Below are 21,905 nucleotides of genomic sequence, written 5' to 3'. Positions count from 1 at the left end.
ATACGTGAAGGGGCGCCCCCGTTGTGCGGACGGGAGCGCCCCTTCGCGTACGTACGCGCGCGTCAGGCGGCGGACGCGGCCTTCTTCAGCTCGACCTCGCGCCGGCGCCGGCGGGCCAGCACCACGCGCCGCTCAGCCGCCGTCAGACCGCCCCACACCCCGTACGGCTCGGGCATCAGCAGGGCGTGCTCGCGGCACTCGACCATGACGGGACAGCGGGCGCAGACGCGCTTGGCGGCCTCCTCGCGCGACAGGCGCGCGGCCGTCGGCTCCTTGGAGGGAGCGAAGAACAGCCCCGCCTCGTCCCGGCGGCAGACCGCCTCCGTGTGCCACGGGCCCGCCTGGTCCTCCCGAGCTGGGCCGCGCTGCGGCGGGACTGCGACGGCGACCTGCAGGGACTGATGCGGCGGATGCAGCACGGCCAACTCCTGACGACGGCTGACGACGGCTTCGCGAGCGAGCGACGATGCGACAGTCCCTACCCGCTGTGCGCGTGCCTATGCACTGAGTTCCGTTGTCCGAAATCGCAATCGCGCGCCGATGACCAAAAGTGTGCGGACGCGACGCGTCAGGAGTCGAGGCGTTTGCGCAGGCGGTCGTGGAGGTCGGCGATCCGCTTGCCGCGCTTGGGCTTGGCCTCGATGTTGCCGAATACCGAGTATCCATTGACGACGACCACGGGTGCCTCGGGGTGTTCGGCCTCCAGGGTGTCCACTTCGAAGTTGCCGAAGACGCCGGTGCCGCTGCCCCGCAGCGTGAGGTTCTCGGGGACCCGGACCTCGATGTTGCCGAAGATCGACGTGGCGTTGATGACGGAAAGCCGCTGTTCGAAATAGGCCTCGGTGAGATCGATCTCGACGCTGCCGAAGAGCGCGAACGCGTTCGTGCGGCGGCCGATGCGCCAGCGCCCCTTGCGGGTGGAGCTGGAGAAGACGGCGACCAGATTCTCGGCGGCGACCGGCCCCGCGGCCTCGTCCGGAGCGTGTGCGGTCGCATACGCGGGCGTGGGCGACGCGGAGGAGGACGCGCCGAACCGGTGCGCGCCGCCGGCTGCCGCGGGCAGGTCCCGTACGAGCGGTTCCAGTTCGCCCATCGTCTTGGCGCGGTAGACGCCGTCGATGCGCTCGGCGTGCTCCTCCGCGTCCAGCCGGCCCTCCGCGAGCGCCTCGCGCAGGATGTCGGCGACCCGGTCGCGGTCGGCGTCGGAGGCGCGCAGAGGGGCGGCCTCCAGGGGCTTCACCGGCTGCGGCCCGGCGTGCTTTTCGAGGTCCACGGAATCGTCCACGGATTCAGCGTACCCAAACGCGATAGATCGCGACTAGGGGCACGCGAGGGTCGGCGCGGCGGCGCCCGGAGCATGCCCCGCGCCCCCTTTCGCAACTGAGCCCTACCTCACAGGATCGGCGCCGTGACGGCCGCATACGCTTGAGGGTGCTGTGCCAATGGAGGTCAGCCGCCGTCTGCCGAGTGAGGAATGGCCGAAATGCCAGAGTTTGCGTACTCCGATCTGCTCCCCCTGGGTGAGGACGCCACGCCGTATCGCCTGGTGACCTCCGAGGGTGTCTCCACCTTCGAGGCCGACGGCCGTACGTTCCTCAAGGTCGACCCGGAGGCGCTGCGCAAGCTGGCCGCCGAGGCGATCCACGACATCCAGCACTATCTGCGCCCGGCCCACCTGGCCCAGCTGCGCAAGATCATCGACGACCCCGAGGCGTCGAGCAACGACAAGTTCGTCGCCCTCGACCTGCTGAAGAACGCGAACATCGCGGCGGCGGGCGTGCTGCCGATGTGCCAGGACACCGGCACGGCGATCGTGATGGGCAAGCGCGGCCAGAACGTGCTGACCGAGGGCGGCGACGAGGAAGCCCTCTCGCGCGGCATCTTCGACGCGTACACCCAGCTCAACCTGCGCTACTCGCAGATGGCTCCGCTCACCATGTGGGAGGAGAAGAACACCGGCTCGAACCTGCCCGCGCAGATCGAGCTGTACGCGACGGACGGCGGCGCGTACAAGTTCCTCTTCATGGCGAAGGGCGGCGGCTCGGCCAACAAGTCGTTCCTCTACCAGGAGACGAAGGCCGTCCTGAACGAGGCCTCCATGATGAAGTTCCTGGAGGAGAAGATCCGTTCGCTCGGTACGGCGGCGTGCCCGCCGTACCACCTGGCGATCGTGGTCGGCGGCACCAGCGCCGAGTTCGCGCTGAAGACCGCGAAGTACGCCTCGGCGCACTACCTCGACGAGCTGCCGACCGAGGGCTCGGCGACCGGTCACGGCTTCCGCGACCAGGAGCTGGAGCAGAAGGTCTTCGAGCTGACGCAGAAGATCGGGATCGGGGCGCAGTTCGGCGGCAAGTACTTCTGCCACGACGTGCGCGTGGTGCGCCTGCCCCGGCACGGCGCCTCGCTGCCGGTCGCGATCGCCGTGTCCTGCTCGGCGGACCGCCAGGCGGTCGCGAAGATCACGGCCGAGGGTGTGTTCCTGGAGGAGCTGGAGAAGGACCCGGCGCGGTTCCTGCCGGAGACGACGGACGAGCACCTGTCGTCGGGCGAGGAGGATGTCGTACGCATCGACCTCAACCGGCCGATGGACGAGATTCTGGGCGAGCTCACCAAGTACCCCGTCAAGACCCGGCTCTCGCTGACCGGGCCGCTGGTCGTGGCGCGCGACATCGCGCACGCCAAGATCAAGGAGCGGCTCGACGCGGGAGAGGAGATGCCGCAGTACCTGAAGGACCACCCGGTGTACTACGCCGGTCCTGCGAAGACGCCCGAGGGGTACGCGTCGGGGTCCTTCGGGCCGACGACGGCCGGGCGCATGGACTCCTACGTGGAGCAGTTCCAGGCGGCGGGCGGCTCCAAGGTGATGCTGGCGAAGGGGAACCGGTCGGGGCAGGTGACCAAGGCGTGCGACGCGCACGGCGGGTTCTACCTGGGCTCGATCGGCGGGCCGGCCGCGCGGCTCGCCCAGGACTGCATCAAGAAGGTCGAGGTCGTCGAGTACGAGGAGCTCGGGATGGAGGCGGTGTGGAGGATCGAGGTCGAGGACTTCCCGGCGTTCATCGTGGTCGATGACAAGGGCAACGACTTCTTTCAGGTGCCGGCTGAGCCGCCGACGTTCCTGAACATCCCCCTGCGGGGTGCTGCGCAGCAGTAGGCGCCCCACCCCGCCCCTTCACCGGCGGGGACAGCGCGGCCGTGGCCCGCCGCGAGGGCGACCGGCTGCGGTTCGTGGGCGCCGCGACCCGCAGGATCGCGCGCGGGATAGACCTCGACGAGATCGTGCTCGGGCTGTGCCGGGCCACCGTCCCGACCTTCTCGGACGCGATACTCGTGCATCTGCGCGACCCGCTTCCGGTCGGGGACGAGCGGCCCGCCAGCCCCTTCGTGCTGCGGCTGCGCCGAACCGACCGGCTGCGTTTAGTCGACGAGTCGCTGCAGGAGCCGGAGGCGATCGACGCCCTGTCCCTGCTGAACGCCCAGACCGACCTGACCCCGGCCGCCGAGCTCTGCGAGGTCCGCACCGGCGGCGCCCTCGCCGAGGTGCTGCGCGGGGTGCGGCCGGTCTTCGGCGACTCCGTGCCCGCCCGGCTCGCCCTGGCCGAGCTGCTCGGCCCCGACCGCCAGGTCCCCGGCGGCCACCGGACGATACTCGCGCCGCTCCGGGGACGGCGGCGCGTGATCGGCGCCGCCGTGTTCGTGCGCGGCCTGGAGCGGCCCGCCTTCGAGGCGAACGACCTGCTGGTGGCGGCCCAGTTGGCGACCCACACCGCACTCGGCATCGACAAGGCCGTGCTGTACGGGCGCGAGGCGTACATCGCGGACGAGCTCCAGCGCACCATGCTGCCGGACTCGCTGCCCCAGCCCACCGGCGTACGGCTGGCCTCGCGCTATCTGCCGGCCGCCGAGACCGCCCGGGTCGGCGGCGACTGGTACGACGCGATCCCGCTGCCCGGCAGCCGGGTGGCGCTGGTTGTCGGCGATGTCATGGGCCACTCCATGACCTCGGCCGCGATCATGGGCCAGCTGCGCACCACCGCGCAGACCCTGGCCGGGCTCGATCTGCCGCCCCAGGAGGTCCTGCACCACCTCGACGAGCAGGCCCAGCGCCTCGGCACCGACCGGATGGCGACCTGCCTGTACGCGGTGTACGACCCGGTCGCCCACCGGATCACCATCGCCAACGCCGGGCACCCGCCGCCGGTGCTGCTGCACCTGGGCGGGCGCGCCGAGGTGCTGCGGGTGCCGCCGGGCGCGCCGATCGGCGTGGGCGGGGTCGACTTCGAGGCGGTCGAGCTGGACGCCCCGGCGGGCGCCACCCTGCTGCTGTACACGGACGGGCTCGTCGAGTCCCGGCTGCGGGACGTGTGGACCGGTATCGAGCAGCTGCGGGAGCGCCTCGCCGCCACCGCCCAGCTGACCGGCCCGGACCACCCGCCGCCCCTTGAGGCGCTCTGCGACGACGTCCTGGACATGCTGGGCCCCGGCGACCGGGACGACGACATCGCGCTGCTGGCGGCCCGCTTCGACGGGATCGCGCCGAGCGACGTGGCGTACTGGTTCCTGGACCCGGAGGACTCGGCCCCCGGCCGGGCCCGGCGCCTGGCCCGGCGCGCCCTGGACCGCTGGGGTCTGGAGGAGCTCACGGACTCGGTGGAGCTGCTGGTCAGCGAGGTGGTCACCAACGCCGTGCGGTACGCGGAGCGCCCGGTGACCCTGCGGCTGCTCAAGACGGACGTCCTGCGCTGCGAGGTCGGCGACGACTCCCCGCAGCTGCCCCGGCAACGGCGGGCGCGGGACACCGACGAGGGCGGGCGCGGCCTCTTCCTGGTGAACCGGCTGGCCAGGCGGTGGGGCGCGACCCGGCTCTCGGGCGGCAAGGTGGTCTGGTTCGAGCTGGCGACCCGCCCCTGAGGCGGGCCGCCCGGCCCCGTACGGAGCGGGATCCAGATGTTGCCGACACCTTGTCGGCGGAGTTGACTGGCTCGTGGACGAAGCGACCCACCCATCCCCGATGGGGGCCATCCCCCGCGACACCCACCGCTACCGGATCGGCCCCAACTACGCGCAGCTGCCGCCCAACCGGGCCCGCTCGCAGGTCAACGGTTACGCGAAGGACGGGCCGATGCGCTACGAGCCGTCCCGCGCCGGGGCGCCGTACGCGCCCAACTCCCACGGCGGCCCCCCGGCGGCCGTGGAGGGCTTCGGGGACCCCACCGGGTGGCGGACGGCCGGTGAGATGGTCCGCGAGGCCTACCGGCCGCACAGCGAGGACGACGACTGGGGCCAGGCGGGCACCCAGGTGCGCCAGGTGCTCGACGACGCCGCGCGCGAGCGGCTGGTCTCCGACATCGCGGGCCACCTCAAGGACGGCGTCAGCGGGTCCGTCCTGGAGCGTGCGTGCCGGGCGTCGGGGCGCAGGCGGGGGTTCAAAGACAGGCTCTCAGCGCCCCGCCGACGTTTCGGCCCCCCGCCCTGACGGGTGGGGGGCCGAAACGTGTGCCACGGGCCCGGGCTACGGCGTGGTGCCGCCGCCCTGGATCGTGCCCTGGGTCGTCCCGCCGTCGGTGGTCCCGGTGGTGGTACCGCCGTCGGTGGTCCCGGTGGTGGTACCGCCGTTGGTCTGCCCGGTGGTGGTACCGCCGTTCGTCTGACCGCCGTTGGTCTGGCCGGTGGTGGTACCGCCGTTCGTCTGGCCCCCGTTGGTCGGGTTGCCGTTGGTCCCACCCGTCGTCGGCGTCTTCGTCGGCGTCTTGGACGGCGTGTGCGAAGGCGTCTTGGACGGCGTCTTGGACGGCGTGTGCGAGGGCGTGTTGGACGGGGTGCCGCTCGGTGTGGTCACCGGCGTCACGTCCTTCTCCACGGCCGCGCCCTGGTCGGTGTCCAGGTCGAACTTGGAGTCGTCGCTGCCGACCGCGTCGAAGGTGTACGCGGCCCAGATCCGGGCCGGGATGGCGCCACCGTTGATACGGCCGTTGGCGATCCCCTCGTTGCCGGTGGCACCGGCGATGCTCACCTGGCCGCCCTTGGGCACGGTCTTCCCGTCCACCTGGCGCGGCGCGGAGGCCTCGCCCCAGAGTCCGACGGACGTCACCAGCGAGGGCGTGTACCCGGTGAACCAGGCCGACTTGTTGTCGTCGGAGGTACCGGTCTTGCCCGCGACCGGCTGCCCGTCGCGGTTGTCCGCGTCCCGCACCGACCTCTTGGCCGTACCGTCGTCGACCACGCCGGTGAGCACCGAGGTGACGGCGTCGGCCGCGTCACGGCTGACCACCTGGTCGCCGATCGGGTCCGGCTTGTTGTACTTGGCTTCCTTGTGCTGGGCCGACTTGACGATGGACGGCGTGATCTTCTTGCCGTGGTTGTCGAGCGTGGCGTACGCGCCGGCCATCTCCATGGGGCTCGCGCCGTAGGAGCCAAGGGTCATGGCGGGCTCGGCGCTGACGCCCTTCATGTGGTTGAGGCCGAGCGCGACCGCGGTGTCCCGCAGCTTGGGCAGCCCCACGTCCACGCCCATCTGGGCGAAGACGCTGTTGACGGACTTGTTCATCGCCGTCTGGACGGTGATGGGGCCGTAGCTCTCGTCGTCCTCGTTGGGCGGCGCGTAGCCGTTTCCGCCCTCGCCCTTGACCGGGCGCTTGTTCTCGCCGCTGTAGATGGTGTTGGCCCGGATCTCCTTGCCGTCCTGCGTCTCGGACTTCTCGTTGAGCGCGGCGGCGAGGATCAGCGGCTTGAAGGTCGAGGCGGGCTGGTAGGTGGCCGTCGTGGCATTGCTGATCTGGTGCTTCATATAGTCCTGGCCGCCGTACAGCGCGACGACCGAACCGGTCTTCGGGTCCACCGAGACGGCACCCGCCTGGATGTCCTGGTCGACCTTCCGCTTCTTGTCCAGCTTGCTGGTCAGCTCCTGCTTCACCGAGTCCTCAAGGAGCTTCTGCTTCTTGGGGTCGATGTTGAGGGTGATGGTCCAGCCGCCCTTGGCCAGGTCCGCCTCGCTGATGCCGTTGTGGATCAGCTCCTTCTTGGCGGCCTGGACCAGATAGCCGGTCTGGCCCTCCATGCCCGGGTCGGGCTTGGGCTCGACCGGCACCGGGAACTTCATCGCCGCCCGCTGGGCCGCGTCCAGTTCCTTCATCTTGACCATGTTGTCGAGGACGTAGTTCCAGCGGTTGGTCACCAGCTTCTTGCCGGTCTCCGTGGCCACCGCCCAGTCGTACTGGCTGGGCGCCTGGAGCAGCGCCGCCAGATAGGCGCCCTGCTCCACGGTCAGCTTGGAGGAGTCCACGCCGTAGTACGCCTGCGCCGCGGCCTGGACGCCGTAGGCGTTGCGGCCGTAGAAGCTGGTGTTGATGTAGCCGGCCAGGATCTCCTTCTTGGAGTACTTCCGGTCGACCTTGAGGGAGATCACCAGCTCCTTGAGCTTGCGGGTGACCGTCTGGTCCTGGCTCAGATAGAAGTTCTTGACGTACTGCTGGGTGATGGTCGAGCCACCCTGCTTGCCCTTGCCGGAGAGGGTGTTCAGCAGACCTCGGGTGGTGCCCTTGAAGTCGACGCCGGAGTCCTTGTAGAAGGACATGTTCTCGGCGGCGACGAAGTCCAGCTGGACCTTCTCCGGGATCTTGTCGAGCCCGACGACCTCGCGGTTGAGCTGTCCGGTCCGGGCGATGATCTTGCCGTTGGAGAGCTTGTAGACGTTGCTCTCCATCCGGGCCTGGGCGTTCGCCTCCGGGATCGGCGTCATCAGGTAGATGACGTAGAAGCCGCCCATCGCGAGCAGGACGAGGCCGAAGAAGGTGCCGAGCATCTTCTTCCAGGTGAAGAGCCTGCGTATTCGGCCGCCCTTCGTCTGCTTGGTCCGGCGCGCACCGCGCTGCCGGGCCCGCCGCTCTTCCGCTCGGCCCATAACCTCAGTCGCTCGCCTTCTTGACTCGCCAGATCAGCTCAGAAAACTAACACCGCACGTGTGGACAAAGGGGAGCCGATCACGTCTTTTCCGTACGTGAGAATCAGCACCCGGCCCATGGGAACCGACTGACAAACAGCCCCGAGGGTTGCCAGAACCCAGGATCCTGCCCGTTTTTGCCAGGGAATGTCATGTTCCTCAAGGAGCTATGCACCAGGGGTATACACACCGCGTATACCTAGTGCGTATAGTCCTCCTCATGTCACTCGGCTCGTCATCCGGTCCCGCGTCCGGACCCCTGCTCAGCGCGAGCGGGCTGCGCAAGGCCTTCGGCTCCACGCCCGCCCTCGACGGCGCGGACTTCTCCCTCTCCCCCGGCGAGGTCGTCGCCGTCATGGGCCCCTCGGGCTCCGGGAAGTCCACGCTGCTGCACTGTCTCGCCGGGATCGTCCGGCCCGACGCGGGGACCATCACCTACGACGGGCGCGAGGTGACCGCGATGAGCGATGTGCGCCGCTCGGCGCTGCGCCGCCGTGACTTCGGGTTCGTCTTCCAGTTCGGCCAGCTGGTGCCCGAGCTCACCTGCGCCGAGAACGTGGCGCTGCCGCTGCGGCTCGACGGGGTGCGTCGCAAGGACGCCGACCGCGCGGCCGTGCACTGGCTGGAGCGCCTGGAGGTCGACCAGGTCGCCCGGCGCCGCCCCGACCAGATATCCGGCGGCCAGGGCCAGCGCGTCGCCGTCGCCCGCGCCCTGGCCACCGCGCCCCGGGTGGTCTTCGCCGACGAGCCGACCGGCGCCCTGGACTCGCTCAGCGGCGAGCTGGTGATGCGGCTGTTCACCGAGGCCGCCCGGGACACCGGCGCGGCGGTGGTCCTGGTCACCCACGAGGCGCGGGTCGCGGCCTACTCCGACCGCGAGATCACCGTCCGCGACGGCCGCTCCCGCGACCTGACCGCCGCCCCGGCCGGTTCCCGGTGAGCCGCCGCCCCCGCGAGCTGGCGCTCGGCGCCAAGTTCGCCTTCACCGGCGGCCGCGAGGGCTGGATCCGTACGCTGCTGACCGCCCTCGGCGTCGGGCTCGGGGTCGCGCTGCTCTTCGCGGCCGCCTCGATACCCCACGTCAACCAGGCGAGCAGCGCGCGCGGGGACGCCCGGGTGCCGGCCGCCTCGGGCAGCAGCAAGGCGTTCGAGCGCTCCGAAAGGTCGCTGCTCTTCGACATGGTCGGCACCGAGTACCGGGGCGAGAGCATCGGCGGCCTCCTGCTGCGCCCCGAGGGCGCGCACCCCGCCGTACCGCCCGGGCTGCGCACGGTGCCCCGGCCCGGCGAGATGGCCGCCTCCCCCGCCCTGCGCGACCTGCTCGACTCGCCCAGGGGCGAACTGCTGCGCCAGCGCCTCCCGTACAGGATCACCGCGAGCATCGGCGACGCCGGGCTCCTCGACCCCACCGAGCTCTTCTTCTACGCGGGCAGCGACACGCTCAGCCGGGACACCGGCGCCGCCCGCACCGACGCCTTCGGCGGCGAGGTCGAGAAGCTGCCGCTCAGCCCGGTCCTCGTGGCGCTCACCGTGGTGTCCTGCGTGGTGCTGCTCATGCCGGTGATCATCTTCATCGCCACCGCCGTACGGTTCGGCGGCGAGCGCCGCGACCGGCGGCTCGCGGCACTCCGGCTGGTCGGCGCCGACACCGGGATGACCCGCTGGATCGCGGCCGGGGAGGCGCTCGCGGGCTCGGCGCTCGGCCTGCTGGTCGGCACGGCCCTCTTCCTCTTCGGCCGCGAACTCGTCGGCGGCGTCCGGTTCTGGAGCTTCGCGGCCTTCCCCGCCGACTTCACCCCGGACCCGGCGCTCGCCGTGCTCGTGCTGCTCGCCGTGCCGCTCGCGGCCGTCGTGGTCACCCTCTTCACGATGCGCTCGGTGGCCGTCGAGCCGCTGGGCGTCGTACGGGCCGCCAAGCCCCGCAGGCGCAGGCTGTGGTGGCGGCTGCTGCTGCCCGCCGCCGGGATCGGCGTCCTCGCCCTGTCCCCCAGGGCGGGCGTCGACAACGGCGTGACCGACCCGAACCTGGTCGCCCTCGGCGCGATCCTCACCCTGACCGGACTCGCCACCCTGCTGCCGTGGCTGGTGGAGGCGGCGGTCGCCAGGCTGCGCGGCGGCCCGGTCGCCTGGCAGCTGGCCGTACGCCGGCTCCAGCTCAGCGGGGGCACCGCGAGCCGGGCCGTCGCGGGGATCACCGTGGCGGTGGCGGGCGCGGTCTCGCTCCAGATGATGACCACCGGCATCCACGCCGACTTCGTCCGCACCACCGACCAGGACCCCAGCCGCGCCCAGATCGACGTCGTGGCGGACTTCCCCAGCGGCGAGCGCGCCCAGCGGATGATCCACGACTTTCGCGCCACCAAGGGCGTCGAGGCGGTCATCGGCACGATCGAGACCTACGCGACCCGGCCGGGCCACTACACCCGGGACCAGCTCCGGCCCACCACCGTGCTGACCGTGGGCGACTGCGCCACCCTCGCCGAGCTCGCCCGCATCCGCTCGTGCCGCGACGGGGACACCTTCGTCGTCCACCCCGAGGGCGACAAGCGGCTGAGCGACTGGGTGGACCGGAGCGCGCGGCCCGGCGAAGCGGTCAACCTCGACACCGACGCCGACTACGACCCGTCGGTGAAGCCGGTCCTGTGGACCGTGCCCAGGTCGGCCCGTTCGGTGCTCTCCCGGCCCGACCCGATGGGCGAGGCCCGGCACGGCATCTTCGCCACCCCGGGCGCCGTCGACATCGGCAAGCTCGCCTCGGCCGAGACCAAGGCCATGATCCGGGTCGACCGGAAGGTGCCGGAGGCCGCCGAGTACGTACGCAACACGGCCGCCGCCATCGACCCGGTGATGTCCGTGCGCACCATCGACAAGGTCGAGCGCGACAAGCAGTACGCCAGTGTCCGGAGCGGGCTGCGGACCGGGGCGATCGCCACCATGCTGCTGATCGCGCTGAGCCTGCTCGTCTCGCAGATCGAGCAGCTGCGCGAGCGCCGCAGGCTGCTGTCGGTCCTGGTCGCCTTCGGCACCCGGCGCTCCTCGCTCGCCCTGTCCGTGCTGTGGCAGACCGCGGTGCCGGTCGTCCTCGGGGTGGTGCTCGCGGTCGCGGGCGGCACCGCGCTGGGCGTGGCCCTGCTCGACATGGTCGGCAAGGAGGTCACCGACTGGTGGCTTTTCCTGCCGCTCGCGGGCACCGGTACCGTCGCCGTCCTGGTGGTGACGCTGCTCAGCCTGCCCCCGCTGTGGCGCCTGATGCGCCCCGACGGCCTCCGTACCGAGTGACCCGCCCACCCCGTCCGCAGACGTACCAGCAGAAAGGCATCTGAGCATGTCCATCGGCCACACCCTCCTCGGACTCCTTGAGTCGGGCCCGCGCCATGGGTACGACCTCAAGCGCGCCTTCGACGAGAAGTTCGGGCACGACCGCCCGCTGCACTACGGGCAGGTCTACTCGACCATGTCGCGCCTGCTGAAGAACGGCCTCGTGGAGGTCGACGGCGTGGAGGCCGGCGGCGGCCCCGAGCGCAAGCGGTACGCGATCACCGAGGCCGGCATCACCGATGTCGAGGCCTGGCTCAGGCAGCCGGAGAAGCCCGAGCCGTACCTCCAGTCGACCCTCTACACCAAGGTCGTCCTCGCCCTGCTCACCGGCCGCAGCGCCGGTGACCTGCTCGACACCCAGCGTGCCGAGCATCTGCGGCTGATGCGCATCCTCACCGACCGCAAGCGCCGCGGCGACCTCTCCGACCAGCTGATCTGCGACCACGCCCTGTTCCATCTGGAGGCGGACCTGCGCTGGCTGGAGCTGACCGCCGCCCGCCTCGACCAGCTCGCCACGGAGGTACGCGCATGACGCCCGCCGGCTCCCTGCTCCTCGCCAAGGACCTGCGCAAGTCGTACGGGTCCACGCCCGCGCTCGACGGGGCGGAGTTCTCGATCCACCCGGGCGAGGTCGTCGCCGTCATGGGCCCCTCCGGCTCGGGCAAGTCGACGCTGCTGCACTGCCTGGCCGGGATCGTCACGCCCGACTCGGGATCGATCCTCTACAACGGCCGTGAGCTGTCCTCGATGAAGGACGCGGAGCGCAGCGCGCTGCGCCGCAGCGAGTTCGGCTTCGTCTTCCAGTTCGGCCAGCTGGTGCCCGAGCTGACCTGCACGGAGAACGTCGCACTGCCGCTGCGGCTGACCGGGGTGCGGCGCAAGGAGGCCGAGCGCACGGCCCTGAAGTGGATGGAGCGCCTGGAGGTCGACGACCTGGGCGGCAAGCGGCCCGGCGAGGTCTCCGGCGGCCAGGGCCAGCGCGTGGCGGTGGCCCGCTCGCTGGTCACCTCACCGCGGGTGATCTTCGCGGACGAGCCGACCGGAGCGCTCGACTCGCTCAACGGCGAGCGCGTGATGCAGCTGCTCACCGAGGCGGCCCGGTCCGCCAGCGCGGCGGTCGTCCTGGTCACCCACGAGGCGCGGGTCGCCGCCTACTCCGACCGGGAGATCGTCGTACGCGACGGCAAGTCCCGCGACATGATGCTGGAGCACGCCGTATGACCGGGGCACTCCGTCTGAACAGGCTCCGGGACCTCTCCCTGGGTGCCAAGTTCGCGCTCACCGGCGGCCGCGAGGGGTGGACGCGCACGCTGATGACGGCGATCGGCGTCGGGCTCGGCGTGGCGCTGCTGCTCGCCACCACCGCCCTGCCGGGCGCGCTCGCGGCGCGGGACGCACGCGACAACGCGCGCAACGACTTCGGCGCCGGGCAGCAGATGCCCGCGGGCGCCGACACCATGCTGCTGGCCCGTACCGACACCGTCTTCGACGGGGAGGACATCCGCGGCCGGCTGCTGCAGCCCGAGGGGAAGCGCGCGCCGGTGCCGCCGGGGCTCTCCGCGCTGCCCGCGCCCGGCACCATGGTGGTCTCGCCCGACCTGCGCGACCTGCTGAACTCGCCCGGCGGCAAACTGCTGCGCGAGCGCGTCCCGTACAAGATCACCGGCACCATCGGCGACAGCGGGCTGCTCGGCCCGCACGAACTCGCCTACTACGCGGGCAGCGACGTGCTCAAGGGCCAGGAGGCGCTCAACTCGGAGCGGGTCGACATCGAGCGGATCAACTCCTTCCCCGACAAGCAGCCCACCGAGCCGATCGACCCGATCCTGGCCCTGCTCATCGTGATCATCTTCGTGGTGCTGCTGCTGCCGGTCGCGGTCTTCATCGCGGCGGCCGTGCGCTTCGGCGGCGACCGGCGCGACAAGCGCCTCGCGGCGCTGCGCCTGGTGGGCGCGGACAGCCGGATGACACGCTGGATCGCGGCGGGCGAGGCGCTGGCGGGCTCGGTCCTGGGACTCGCCCTCGGCACGGTGTTCTTCCTGATCGCCCGCCAGTACGTCGGCGAGGTCACCATCGCCCGGCTCAATGTCTTCCCCGCCGACCTCGACCCCAGCGCCGCTCTGGCGGTCCTGGTGGGTCTGGCGGTGCCGGCGGCGGCGGTCGGGGTGACGCTGTTCGCGCTGCGCGGGGTGGTGATCGAACCGCTGGGTGTCGTACGGACGTCGGTGCCGCGCCCCCGGCGCCTGTGGTGGCGGCTGCTGCTGCCGGTGGTCGGACTCGGCCTCCTCGTCCCGATGTTCGACAAGGGCCGCGACCAGGGCTTCTACAACCAGGGCCAAGTGATCGGCGGTACGGTCCTGCTCCTCATCGGGGTGACGGCACTGCTGCCGTGGCTGATCGAGACGGTGGTGCGGCGGCTCGGCGGAGGCGGGGTGGGCTGGCAACTCGCGGTCCGCCGCCTCCAGTTGAACTCCGGCGCGGCGGCCCGCCTGGTGAACGGCATCGCGGTGGCGGTGGCCGGGGCGATCGCGCTCCAGATGCTCTTCAGCGGCATCGAGGGCGACTATGTGACCTCCAGCGGCGAGGACACGGCCCGGGCGCAGATGGTCGTCCCGATGTCCACGAACCTGTCCAAGGCCGAACAGGAGCGCCGCGAGGAGAACCTGAAGGCGATCCCCGGCGTCACCGGCACCACGACGCTCGGAAACGCGGGTCTGCGCACCAGGTCGAAGAACCCGGACGACGACAGGTACGTCGAGATGGCGGTGGGCGACTGCCGGGCGCTGCGCGAGGTGGGCGAACTGCCGTCATGCAAGGACGGCGACGTGTTCGTGACCACGGGGGGCGACTTCGGCGGGGACGGCGCCGCGCCGGGCGCGAAGCTGTACTTCGAGTCGCCGGGCCGCCCCGACGCGGACCTCCGCAAGGCGACGGACACCCCGTACACGGTGCCGCGCGACGCGCGGACGGTCCCGGCGCGGACGGACCCGCTGGGCACGAAGCGGGGCGGCCTGCTGGCGACGCCCGGGGCGATCCGGGCCTTCACCAAGGCGCGGGTGTACTACACGACGTACGTGACCACGCGTCCCGGCGACGCGCTGGTGACCGACCGGGTCCTGAACGCGACGTGGGCGGCGGACCCGTTCACACGGGCGCGGGCGCTCAACGACGTCAAGACGGCGGCGAAGTTCGCCGGGGTGCGGCGGGGGCTGTACATCGGTGCGGCGGCGGTCCTGATGCTGATCGGCACGAGCCTGCTGGTCTCGATGCTGGAGCAACTGCGCGAACGCAAGCGCCTGCTCTCGTCCCTGGTCGCGTTCGGCACACGGGGTCGGGCACGGCGGACTCGGGGGCCTGCGCCCCGTCCTGCGCGGGCGAGGGCTCCGGGACCTCCGCGGAGACCCGTACCGCCGGGGCCTTCGCCGGCACACCTGCCGGGGCTTGCGCGGGCACACCCACCGGTGCCGTCTCCGGCACCCGGGCCGGTGAATCGTCACTGCGGGCGGTCCCGGCGGAGCCGTCCAGGCCCGCGTCCTCGGCCGCGCGTGCCTCGGTCTCCACCCGGCGTTCGTCCAGCCGCTGGCCCATACGGGTCAGACCGGCGCCCAGCGCCCCGAGCAGCCCCGGCACTTTCGACATGATGCTGCCGCTTCCCTTTCCCCCGCTGAGCGTTCCCACCACTCCCCCCACACCCGGAGTCGTCGCTTCCGACCGTACAGGGCGAAGCCCCTCACCGAAGGACGGTGAGGGGCTTCGAAAGGTTGAGTTGCCCCGGGCAAAGATTCCGGAGCGTCTAGTACCAGCTGTTGGCCTGCCAGAACGACCAGGCACCACAGGGGCTGTGGTAGCTGGAGTTCATGTAGTTCAGGCCCCACTTGATCTGGGTGGCGGGGTTGGTCCGCCAGTCGGAGCCCACCGAGGACATCTTGGAGCCCGGGAGCGCCTGGACCAGGCCGTACGCGCCGGAACTGGCGTTGACCGCCAGATAGTTCCACGTCGACTCGTGGTTCACGATGTTGCTGAAGCACTGGAACTGGTCCGCCGGCACGATCTGCCGTGCGATGGCCTTGACCTGCTCGACCGTGTACGAGCTCTGTACGGGGAACGACGCGGGGTCGCGGGTGGCGGAGCGGCTGGCGATCTGCTCCTGCTCGCGCTCCTTCGCCTTCTCGTCCGCCGACTCCTTCTTGGACTTGGCGTCCTTGGCGGCCTGGAGGCGGGCGGCCTCCTCCGCGGACTTCTTCGCGGCGGCGCTCGCCTGGGCGGACTGGGCGTCCGCCTGCTGCGTCAGGGACGCGGTCTGCACCTGGGCCTGCTGGCCCGCGGGTATGTCCGCGAGAAGCGTCGTGTCGGCAGCGGTCGCCTCGACGTTGTCGTTCGAAGCGGTCTGGGGCGCGCCCGAGGCAACACCCACGACGGCGCCGACGGTGGTGACCGCAGTGGCTGACGCCACCGCGAATCCCCGGACCGAGATCCGGCTCACACGGTTTCCTTCCAGCAGCGCCCGCACTGGTGACCTGAGCGGACGCGATCGTGCCCCTGGCTCTCTCCCCCCAACTGCTCAGGTCACGGGAGGAACTGACCCGGTGGGCAACTCCCTTGCGGGAGCGCCGCGTGGTGCTCGGGCGGCATACGGCGACGCTATTGAGTTACGAGGTACAGGTGTGCCGTATGCGGGGCCTGACGGATGCAAGACTCTGCCGGAGAGCGGTGGCGCAAGGCAATTCCCTGTTGCGTGTGAAACCTCACATCCCCCCAGCCCCAGGGGTTTTGTCGGATCGACCCCATGAAGAGGCGCCGCCCGGCTAAGCTCAACGGCTTCGCGGGCGGCGCCAATTCGGACGTACGGGATCAGATCTGGCCGTCCTCCAGCATTTCGGTCACCAGTGCGGCGATCTGCGACCGCTCGGAGCGGGTGAGGGTGACGTGCGCGAAGAGCGGATGGCCCTTCAGCTTCTCGACGACGGCGACCACTCCGTCGTAACGGCCGACCCGCAGATTGTCCCGCTGGGCCACGTCATGGGTGAGCACCACCCGCGAGTTCGCCCCAATCCGGGACAACACGGTCAGCAGGACGTTCCGTTCGAGCGACTGCGCCTCGTCCACGATCACGAACGCGTCGTGCAGGGAGCGGCCGCGGATGTGGGTGAGCGGCAGGACCTCCAGCATGCCGCGCGATGTCACCTCCTCGATCACCTCGCGCGTGGTGACGGCCGACAGCGTGTCGAACACCGCCTGCGCCCAGGGGCCCATCTTCTCGGCCTCCGAGCCGGGCAGATAGCCGAGCTCCTGCCCGCCCACCGCGTACAGCGGCCGGAAGACCATCACCTTCTTGTGCTGGCGGCGCTCCAGGACCGCCTCCAGGCCCGCGCAGAGGGCCAGCGCCGACTTTCCGGTGCCGGCCCGGCCGCCCATCGACACGATGCCGACGTCCGGGTCGAGCAGCAGGTCGAGCGCGATGCGCTGCTCGGCGCTGCGGCCGCGCAGGCCGAACGCCTCCCGGTCGCCCCGCACCAGCTTGACGTTGCCGTCGGCGGTGACGCGGCCGAGCGCCTTGCCGCGCTCGGACTGGAGCACCAGGCCGTTGTGCACCGGCAGGCTCGCGGCCTCCGGCACGTACAGCGTCTCCTCCTCGTAGAGAAGGTCCACCTGTTCGCCCGAGAGCGACAGTTCGGACATCCCGGTGAAGCCCGAGTCGGTGATGGCCAGTTCCGCCCGGTACTCCTCGGCGAGCAGGCCTACCGACGACGCCTTGATCCGCAGCGGCAGGTCCTTGGAGACGACGGTGACGTCGTACCCCTCGGCCTGGAGATTGCGGGCGACGGCGAGGATCCGTGAGTCGTTGTCCCCCAACCTGTAGCCGGCGGGCAGCACGCCGGGATCGGAATGGTTGAGCTCGACGCGGAGCGTGCCGCCGAGGTCGCCCAGCGGGATGGGTGCGTCGAGGCGTCCGTACCGGACCCGGAAGTCGTCGAGCAGGCGCAGGGCCTGCCGGGCGAAATAGCCGAGTTCCGGATGGTGCCTCTTCGCCTCCAGTTCCGTGACCACGACGATCGGGAGCACCACTTCGTGCTCGTCGAACCGGGCCATGGCGTTGGGGTCGGCCAGCAGGACGCTGGTGTCGAGGACGTAGGTGCGCCGGTCGGGCATGCGGCGCTTTGTGCTGGTCACCACGGAAGGACGTACCCCCTCGGAAGAGGTCGGGGTGCGACGGCGTCGCGGGGGTGGGGGCCGGGCTGTGGCCACGATGCGCGGGCCGAGCGCCGGCCCTCCGCTCCGTCCGTGCACAGTGCACGTGCGTCCTGGTGCAAAGGGCCTCCCGGGTGAGCGGCCACTTCTGGCCGTTCAACTGGAGGGGGTATTCCCTCGAACAAGCGCGGCCATGCACAGGCATATGCGCTTGGTGGGGACCAAAGGGGTTGACTGCCGGTCAGGAGCCGCCGGGACGGATCGTGACGGGGTGGGGCACGACGGGACGGACCAGGTCCCGGCTCAGGTGCCGTAGCGCCGGTGGCGCGCCGCGTAGTCGCGCAGTGCGCGCAGGAAGTCCACCTTGCGGAAGGCGGGCCAGAACACTTCGCAGAAGTAGTACTCGGAGTGAGCGGACTGCCACAGCATGAATCCGGACAGCCGCTGCTCGCCGCTGGTGCGGATCACCAGGTCCGGGTCGGGCTGGCCACGGGTGTAGAGGTGCTCCGAGATGCTGTCGATGTCGACGGTCTCGGCCAGTTCCTCGAAGCTGGTCCCCTTGGCCGCCGCGTCCAGCAGCAGCGAGCGGACCGCGTCCGCGATCTCCTGGCGGCCGCCGTAGCCCACGGCGACGTTGACGAGTATGCCGCCGACGTCGTGGGTGGCCTGCTCGGCCTCCTTGACCACCGACTGGGTCCGCGCGGGCAGCAGGTCCATCTGGCCGACGTGGTGGACGCGCCACCGCCCGTCCGCCGCCAGGTCGCGCACCACGCCCTCGATGATGCCCAGGAGCGGGACCAGCTCGTTGTCGGGCCGGTCCAGGTTGTCCGTGGACAGCATCCACAGCGTGACGACCTCGACGTCCGTCTCCGCGCACCAGCCGAGCAGTTCGTGGATCTTGCTCGCGCCGGCCTGGTGCCCCTGTTCGGGGCTGCCGCCGGAGGCCTTGGCCCAGCGCCTGTTCCCGTCCAGGATGACGCCGATGTGCTTGGGCGCCTGGTCGTGGTCGAGGCGACCTTCCACCCGGCGTGCGTAGAGCCCGTACACCAGGTCGCGCAAGTTCACCGATTCCACCCTCTCGTTGCTTCCGGGAGCCGCCGCAGCACCGCATACGGCCCAACCCCAGTGCCTGACGGCCTGGGGGCACCCCCAAGGAAGGCACAGTACTGCGGACGGGTCACAGGGGCCCAACTCGGCCTGTCACAAGTCCGTGATAAGCAGGGAAACGTGACTGAATCCCTCCCCCTCCACTATCTGGCCGCCGACTCCCGCTACGACTCCATGGAGTACCGGCGGACCGGCCGCAGCGGCCTGAAGCTGCCCGCGCTCTCCCTGGGCCTGTGGCACAACTTCGGCGACGACCGCTCCCTCGGCTCGCAGCGCGCGATCCTGCGCCGCGCCTTCGACCTGGGAGTCACCCACTTCGATCTGGCCAACAACTACGGCCCGCCGGCCGGCTCCGCCGAGCTCAACTTCGGCAAGGTCTTCGGCCAGGACTTCCGGGCGTACCGGGACGAGCTGATCATCTCCACCAAGGCCGGGTATCTGATGCACCCGGGCCCCTACGGCGAGTGGGGCTCGCGCAAGTACCTGCTGTCCTCCCTGGACGCCTCGCTCGGCCGTATGGGCCTGGATCACGTCGACATCTTCTACTCGCACCGCTTCGACCCGGAGACCCCGCTGGAGGAGACGATGGGCGCGCTGGCGTCCGCCGTCCAGCAGGGCAAGGCGCTGTACGTGGGTGTGTCCTCGTACACGAGCGAGCAGACCGCCGAGGCGGCGGGGATCCTCCGGGACATGGGCGTCCCGGCGCTCATCCACCAGCCGTCGTACTCGATGATCAACCGCTGGACCGAGGACGACGGCCTGCTCGACACGCTTGAGGAGGCCGGGATGGGCTGCATCTCCTTCGTGCCGCTCGCGCAGGGGCTGCTCACCAACAAGTACCTCAAGGGCATCCCGGAGGGCTCGCGGGCCACCCAGGGCAAGTCGCTCGACCCCGATCTGCTCAGCGACGAGGTGCTGCGCCGTCTGAACGGGCTGAACGACATCGCTGCCCGACGCGGCCAGTCGCTCGCCCAGCTGGCCATCTCCTGGGTGCTGCGCGATCCGCGGATGACGTCGGCGCTGATCGGCGCATCCAGTGTGAAGCAGCTGGAGGAGAACGTGGCGGCGCTCGCCGGAGCGCCGCTGACGGCCGAGGAGTTGAAGGAGATCGACGCCTTCGCCGTGGACACCGCGGGCACCAACATCTGGGCCGGGCGCGGCTGATCACCGGGGTGCTAGCCAACTGACAGCGGATCCACAGGAAACCGGTGCGGGGGGCGTGCCCCAAAAAAAACGGGCCGGTCCGTGGGGGGGATACGGACCGGCCCGAGGGGGGGTTTCCACCATAACCCTTCGTAAGTGATGGTGGGTGCCACGGCGTGCCGAAACTACGCTCCGAAACCGGCCGGGCACCGCGCGGGCACCTGTGGGGGTACCCCCTCAAGGGGTACCCGATGGGGGAACGCCTCTTTGACCGTGCAGGTCAGGGCGGTGCCAAGCGGCTCAGGCGACATCGCGCGCGGCCGACTTCACGTCCAGGATCCACTCCATGTGTGCGTCACCCCACTCACCCAAGGGGGTGAGTGCCGTGTTGAGCGCCTGGCCCCGCGGGGTCAGTGAGTACTCCACCCGGGGCGGTACCTCCCCGTAGACCTCGCGGTGGACGATCCCGTCCGTCTCCAGCTCGCGCAGCTGCTGGACGAGGACCTTCTCGGTGATGCCCTCGACCCGGCGCCTGAGTTCGCCGAAGCGGTAGGTGCCGTCGTGCAGCGACCACAGGATCAGCGGTTTCCACTTCCCCACGACGACGTCGACCGCCGCGTCCAGCCCGCAGCTGTAGCTGACGTCACCCCTGCTGTGCCTGCCCATGGTCCTGGCCCCTCTCCCTCTTCCCTGTGTACGTCCATGGTCTCAACGCCTGAGCAGGGTGATTCCGTCCCGCTGGGCGACGACCCGGTAGCCGTAGGCCTGCTCCGCCTTGACCAGTTCGGCCTCCTGACGCTCCCTCGGATAGGGCCAGTGGCCCGGTGGGTACGGCCAGGACTCGGCGGGGACGCGGTCGTACACGATCCACTGGGCGCTCGGCGGCGGTACCGGCGCGCCCGTGTCGTACAGCCGCCAGTGGACCGGGTAGGTCGGGAAGAGCACCACGTCGGCGCGTGAAGTGAGCTGGGGGGCCAGGCGGTTGGAGGCGGCGACGGTCGCGCCGTCGGGGATGCGGCGCAGCAGGTCGCGGGCGGCGGCGATGTGCGCGGTGGAGCGCCAGGTGGAGCGGTGGACGAGCTGGGCGAGCGGGAAGGACGGGATCAGGACCAGGGTGACGGCCGCGGTGGTGGCGAGCGAGGCGCGCACATGGCGCCGGCCCAGCGTGTCGCCGGAGCGCCGGTAGGGGGCGAGGGCGTCGGTCATGGCGGCGAGCACGACGGGCATGAGCACCGCCGTGTAGTGGAACGAGGTGCCCCAGTGGAAGGCGTTCTGGGAGAGCATCCGCCAGCCGAGCGTCGGCACGGCGAGCCAGGCGAGCGGCGAGCGCAGGGCGATCAGGGCCGCCGGGGCGAAGACGAGGACCAGGGTGGTGGCCTTCACCTCGGGGCGTACGGCGTCCAGCGGGGCGAAGGCGAGGGTGGCGAGCAGGGAGCCGTGGGCGGGTTCGAGGTTGGCGGCGTGGGCGTACGTGCCGGCCGGGCTGAAGAACGGCATCAGCACCTTGAACTCCAGGGCGCTGCCGAGCAGCCCGGCGGCGGCGGTCGCCAGGCCCAGCCGGCGCCGCCCCTTCCAGGCGATGTACCCGCCGATCGCGGCGAGGGTGAGCCCGAGGTCCTCCTTGACGAGCAGCAGCGGCGCCGCCCAGGCCACCGCGGCCCGCCAGCGCCGCAGGGCCAGCGCCTCCAGGGCGAAGGAGACGAGCGGGACGGCGAAGCACACCTCGTGGAAGTCGAACGCCACGGCCGAGGCGATGCCCCAGCTCAGCCCGTACGCGAAGGCGACGACATGGGCGGCGCGCCGCCCCAGCGCCTGCCGGGCGCGGCGGGCCAGCGGCACCACGGCGAGGGCGAGCAGGGCGGCCTGGGCGAAGAGCAGGGTGTACGGGGAGGGGGCGATCCGGTAGAGGGGCGCGAGCACGACGAGCACGGGGTGGAAGTGGTCCCCGAGCAGGTTGAACCCGTCGCCGCGCAACGGGGCGACGGGGGCGCGCAGTTGGGCGTACGCCTTCACGGCCTGCTCGAAGATGCCGAGGTCGTAGCCGGTGGTGCGGATCAGCGCCTGGCGGCGGGCGCCGACGGTCGCGTAGAGCAGGAAGAGCGCGGCGGCCCACCCCCACCAGAGGAGGGCGGGCCGCCGGGTGCGGGTGTTCTTCCAGCCGGTGAGGGCGGCGGCGAGGGGCCGCCGGGAGGACACGTCGCTACTGATG

At 71.1% G+C, this 21,905-nt stretch carries 16 protein-coding genes and 1 pseudogene; 9 read left to right on the top strand and 8 right to left on the bottom strand.

Annotated features, from left to right (window positions below; genetic code table 11):
- Positions 1–62 precede the first annotated feature (62 nt).
- Positions 63–419, bottom strand: coding sequence for a WhiB family transcriptional regulator (locus tag A8W25_RS20820; protein ID WP_067163559.1), 357 nt, complete (start codon positions 417–419; stop codon positions 63–65).
- Positions 420–568: 149 nt separating this feature from the next.
- Positions 569–1,273, bottom strand: coding sequence for a DUF1707 SHOCT-like domain-containing protein (locus A8W25_RS20815; RefSeq protein WP_067164295.1), 705 nt, complete (start codon positions 1,271–1,273; stop codon positions 569–571).
- Between the two features lie 210 nt (positions 1,274–1,483).
- Here A8W25_RS20815 and A8W25_RS20810 point away from each other — a divergent pair, with 210 nt between their 5' ends.
- The 3 genes and pseudogenes from A8W25_RS20810 to A8W25_RS20800 all read left to right on the top strand — a co-directional run.
- Positions 1,484–3,154: a fumarate hydratase gene (locus tag A8W25_RS20810; RefSeq protein WP_067163557.1), complete on the top strand. Its 1,671-nt coding sequence runs from the start codon at positions 1,484–1,486 to the stop codon at positions 3,152–3,154.
- 41 nt (positions 3,155–3,195) lie between these two features.
- Positions 3,196–4,911, top strand: a complete 1,716-nt coding sequence (locus A8W25_RS20805) for an ATP-binding SpoIIE family protein phosphatase (RefSeq protein ID WP_234386511.1) — start codon at positions 3,196–3,198, stop codon at positions 4,909–4,911.
- Between the two features lie 118 nt (positions 4,912–5,029).
- Positions 5,030–5,398: pseudogene (locus A8W25_RS20800) on the top strand (catalase); the annotation flags it as partial.
- A 114-nt stretch (positions 5,399–5,512) separates the two neighbouring features.
- Here A8W25_RS20800 and A8W25_RS20795 read toward each other — a convergent pair.
- Entirely contained in the window at positions 5,513–7,900 is a 2,388-nt protein-coding gene (locus tag A8W25_RS20795; protein ID WP_067163554.1) for a transglycosylase domain-containing protein, read from the bottom strand.
- 259 nt (positions 7,901–8,159) lie between these two features.
- Between A8W25_RS20795 and A8W25_RS20790 the strand changes: the two genes are divergently transcribed.
- Genes A8W25_RS20790 through A8W25_RS20770 form a run of 5 tightly spaced genes read left to right on the top strand, consistent with a single transcriptional unit; the run spans position 8,160 to position 14,898 of the window.
- Positions 8,160–8,879, top strand: coding sequence for an ABC transporter ATP-binding protein (locus A8W25_RS20790; RefSeq protein ID WP_067163552.1), 720 nt, complete (start codon positions 8,160–8,162; stop codon positions 8,877–8,879).
- Positions 8,876–11,218 (top strand): FtsX-like permease family protein, encoded by a 2,343-nt coding sequence (locus A8W25_RS20785; RefSeq protein ID WP_067163550.1) that lies wholly within the window; start codon positions 8,876–8,878, stop codon positions 11,216–11,218. Before A8W25_RS20790 ends, A8W25_RS20785 begins: the two co-directional genes overlap by 4 nt.
- A gap of 46 nt (positions 11,219–11,264) precedes the next feature.
- Entirely contained in the window at positions 11,265–11,789 is a 525-nt protein-coding gene (locus tag A8W25_RS20780) for a PadR family transcriptional regulator (protein WP_067163548.1), read from the top strand.
- Complete coding sequence (locus A8W25_RS20775) at positions 11,786–12,478, top strand: ABC transporter ATP-binding protein (protein ID WP_067163547.1); 693 nt, start codon at positions 11,786–11,788, stop codon at positions 12,476–12,478. Before A8W25_RS20780 ends, A8W25_RS20775 begins: the two co-directional genes overlap by 4 nt.
- Positions 12,475–14,898, top strand: coding sequence for an ABC transporter permease (locus A8W25_RS20770; protein WP_067163545.1), 2,424 nt, complete (start codon positions 12,475–12,477; stop codon positions 14,896–14,898). Before A8W25_RS20775 ends, A8W25_RS20770 begins: the two co-directional genes overlap by 4 nt.
- Positions 14,899–15,050: 152 nt before the next feature.
- Here A8W25_RS20770 and A8W25_RS20765 read toward each other — a convergent pair whose 3' ends face one another.
- The 3 genes from A8W25_RS20765 to A8W25_RS20755 form a co-directional block, all read right to left on the bottom strand.
- The gene (locus A8W25_RS20765; RefSeq protein WP_067163544.1) at positions 15,051–15,740 is read right to left on the bottom strand and encodes a transglycosylase SLT domain-containing protein; all 690 of its coding nucleotides are present in this window, start codon (positions 15,738–15,740) and stop codon (positions 15,051–15,053) included.
- A 368-nt stretch (positions 15,741–16,108) separates the two neighbouring features.
- Positions 16,109–17,431, bottom strand: a complete 1,323-nt coding sequence (locus A8W25_RS20760) for a PhoH family protein (protein ID WP_079126207.1) — start codon at positions 17,429–17,431, stop codon at positions 16,109–16,111.
- A 318-nt stretch (positions 17,432–17,749) separates the two neighbouring features.
- Positions 17,750–18,511, bottom strand: a complete 762-nt coding sequence (locus tag A8W25_RS20755; protein ID WP_067164293.1) for an isoprenyl transferase — start codon at positions 18,509–18,511, stop codon at positions 17,750–17,752.
- 162 nt (positions 18,512–18,673) lie between these two features.
- Between A8W25_RS20755 and mgrA the strand changes: the two genes are divergently transcribed.
- Positions 18,674–19,717: an L-glyceraldehyde 3-phosphate reductase gene (gene mgrA / locus A8W25_RS20750; RefSeq protein WP_067163540.1), complete on the top strand. Its 1,044-nt coding sequence runs from the start codon at positions 18,674–18,676 to the stop codon at positions 19,715–19,717.
- A gap of 279 nt (positions 19,718–19,996) precedes the next feature.
- Here the strand turns inward: mgrA and A8W25_RS20745 are convergent, their stop codons facing one another.
- The gene (locus A8W25_RS20745; protein ID WP_067163539.1) at positions 19,997–20,362 is read right to left on the bottom strand and encodes a winged helix-turn-helix transcriptional regulator; all 366 of its coding nucleotides are present in this window, start codon (positions 20,360–20,362) and stop codon (positions 19,997–19,999) included.
- A 42-nt stretch (positions 20,363–20,404) separates the two neighbouring features.
- Positions 20,405–21,892 carry a DUF2079 domain-containing protein gene (locus A8W25_RS20740; protein WP_324616255.1) on the bottom strand — a complete coding sequence of 496 codons (1,488 nt, stop codon included), beginning with the start codon at positions 21,890–21,892 and terminating at the stop codon, positions 20,405–20,407.
- Positions 21,893–21,905 lie beyond the last annotated feature (13 nt).

Origin of the sequence: Streptomyces sp. ERV7 (assembly GCF_001653515.1) — a bacterium.
Taxonomy (GTDB): domain Bacteria; phylum Actinomycetota; class Actinomycetes; order Streptomycetales; family Streptomycetaceae; genus Streptomyces.
The sequence above is the reverse complement of the archived record's forward strand: the minus strand, read 5'-3'. Positions and strand labels throughout refer to the sequence as shown.

Coding starts and splice junctions, on each gene's coding strand:
- A8W25_RS20810 (WP_067163557.1), top strand. CDS start 1,484: ATGCCAGAGTTTGCGTACTCCGATCTGCTCCCCCTGGGTGAGGACGCC.
- A8W25_RS20795 (WP_067163554.1), bottom strand. CDS start 7,900: ATGGGCCGAGCGGAAGAGCGGCGGGCCCGGCAGCGCGGTGCGCGCCGG.
- A8W25_RS20790 (WP_067163552.1), top strand. CDS start 8,160: ATGTCACTCGGCTCGTCATCCGGTCCCGCGTCCGGACCCCTGCTCAGC.
- A8W25_RS20780 (WP_067163548.1), top strand. CDS start 11,265: ATGTCCATCGGCCACACCCTCCTCGGACTCCTTGAGTCGGGCCCGCGC.
- A8W25_RS20775 (WP_067163547.1), top strand. CDS start 11,786: ATGACGCCCGCCGGCTCCCTGCTCCTCGCCAAGGACCTGCGCAAGTCG.
- A8W25_RS20770 (WP_067163545.1), top strand. CDS start 12,475: ATGACCGGGGCACTCCGTCTGAACAGGCTCCGGGACCTCTCCCTGGGT.
- A8W25_RS20745 (WP_067163539.1), bottom strand. CDS start 20,362: ATGGGCAGGCACAGCAGGGGTGACGTCAGCTACAGCTGCGGGCTGGAC.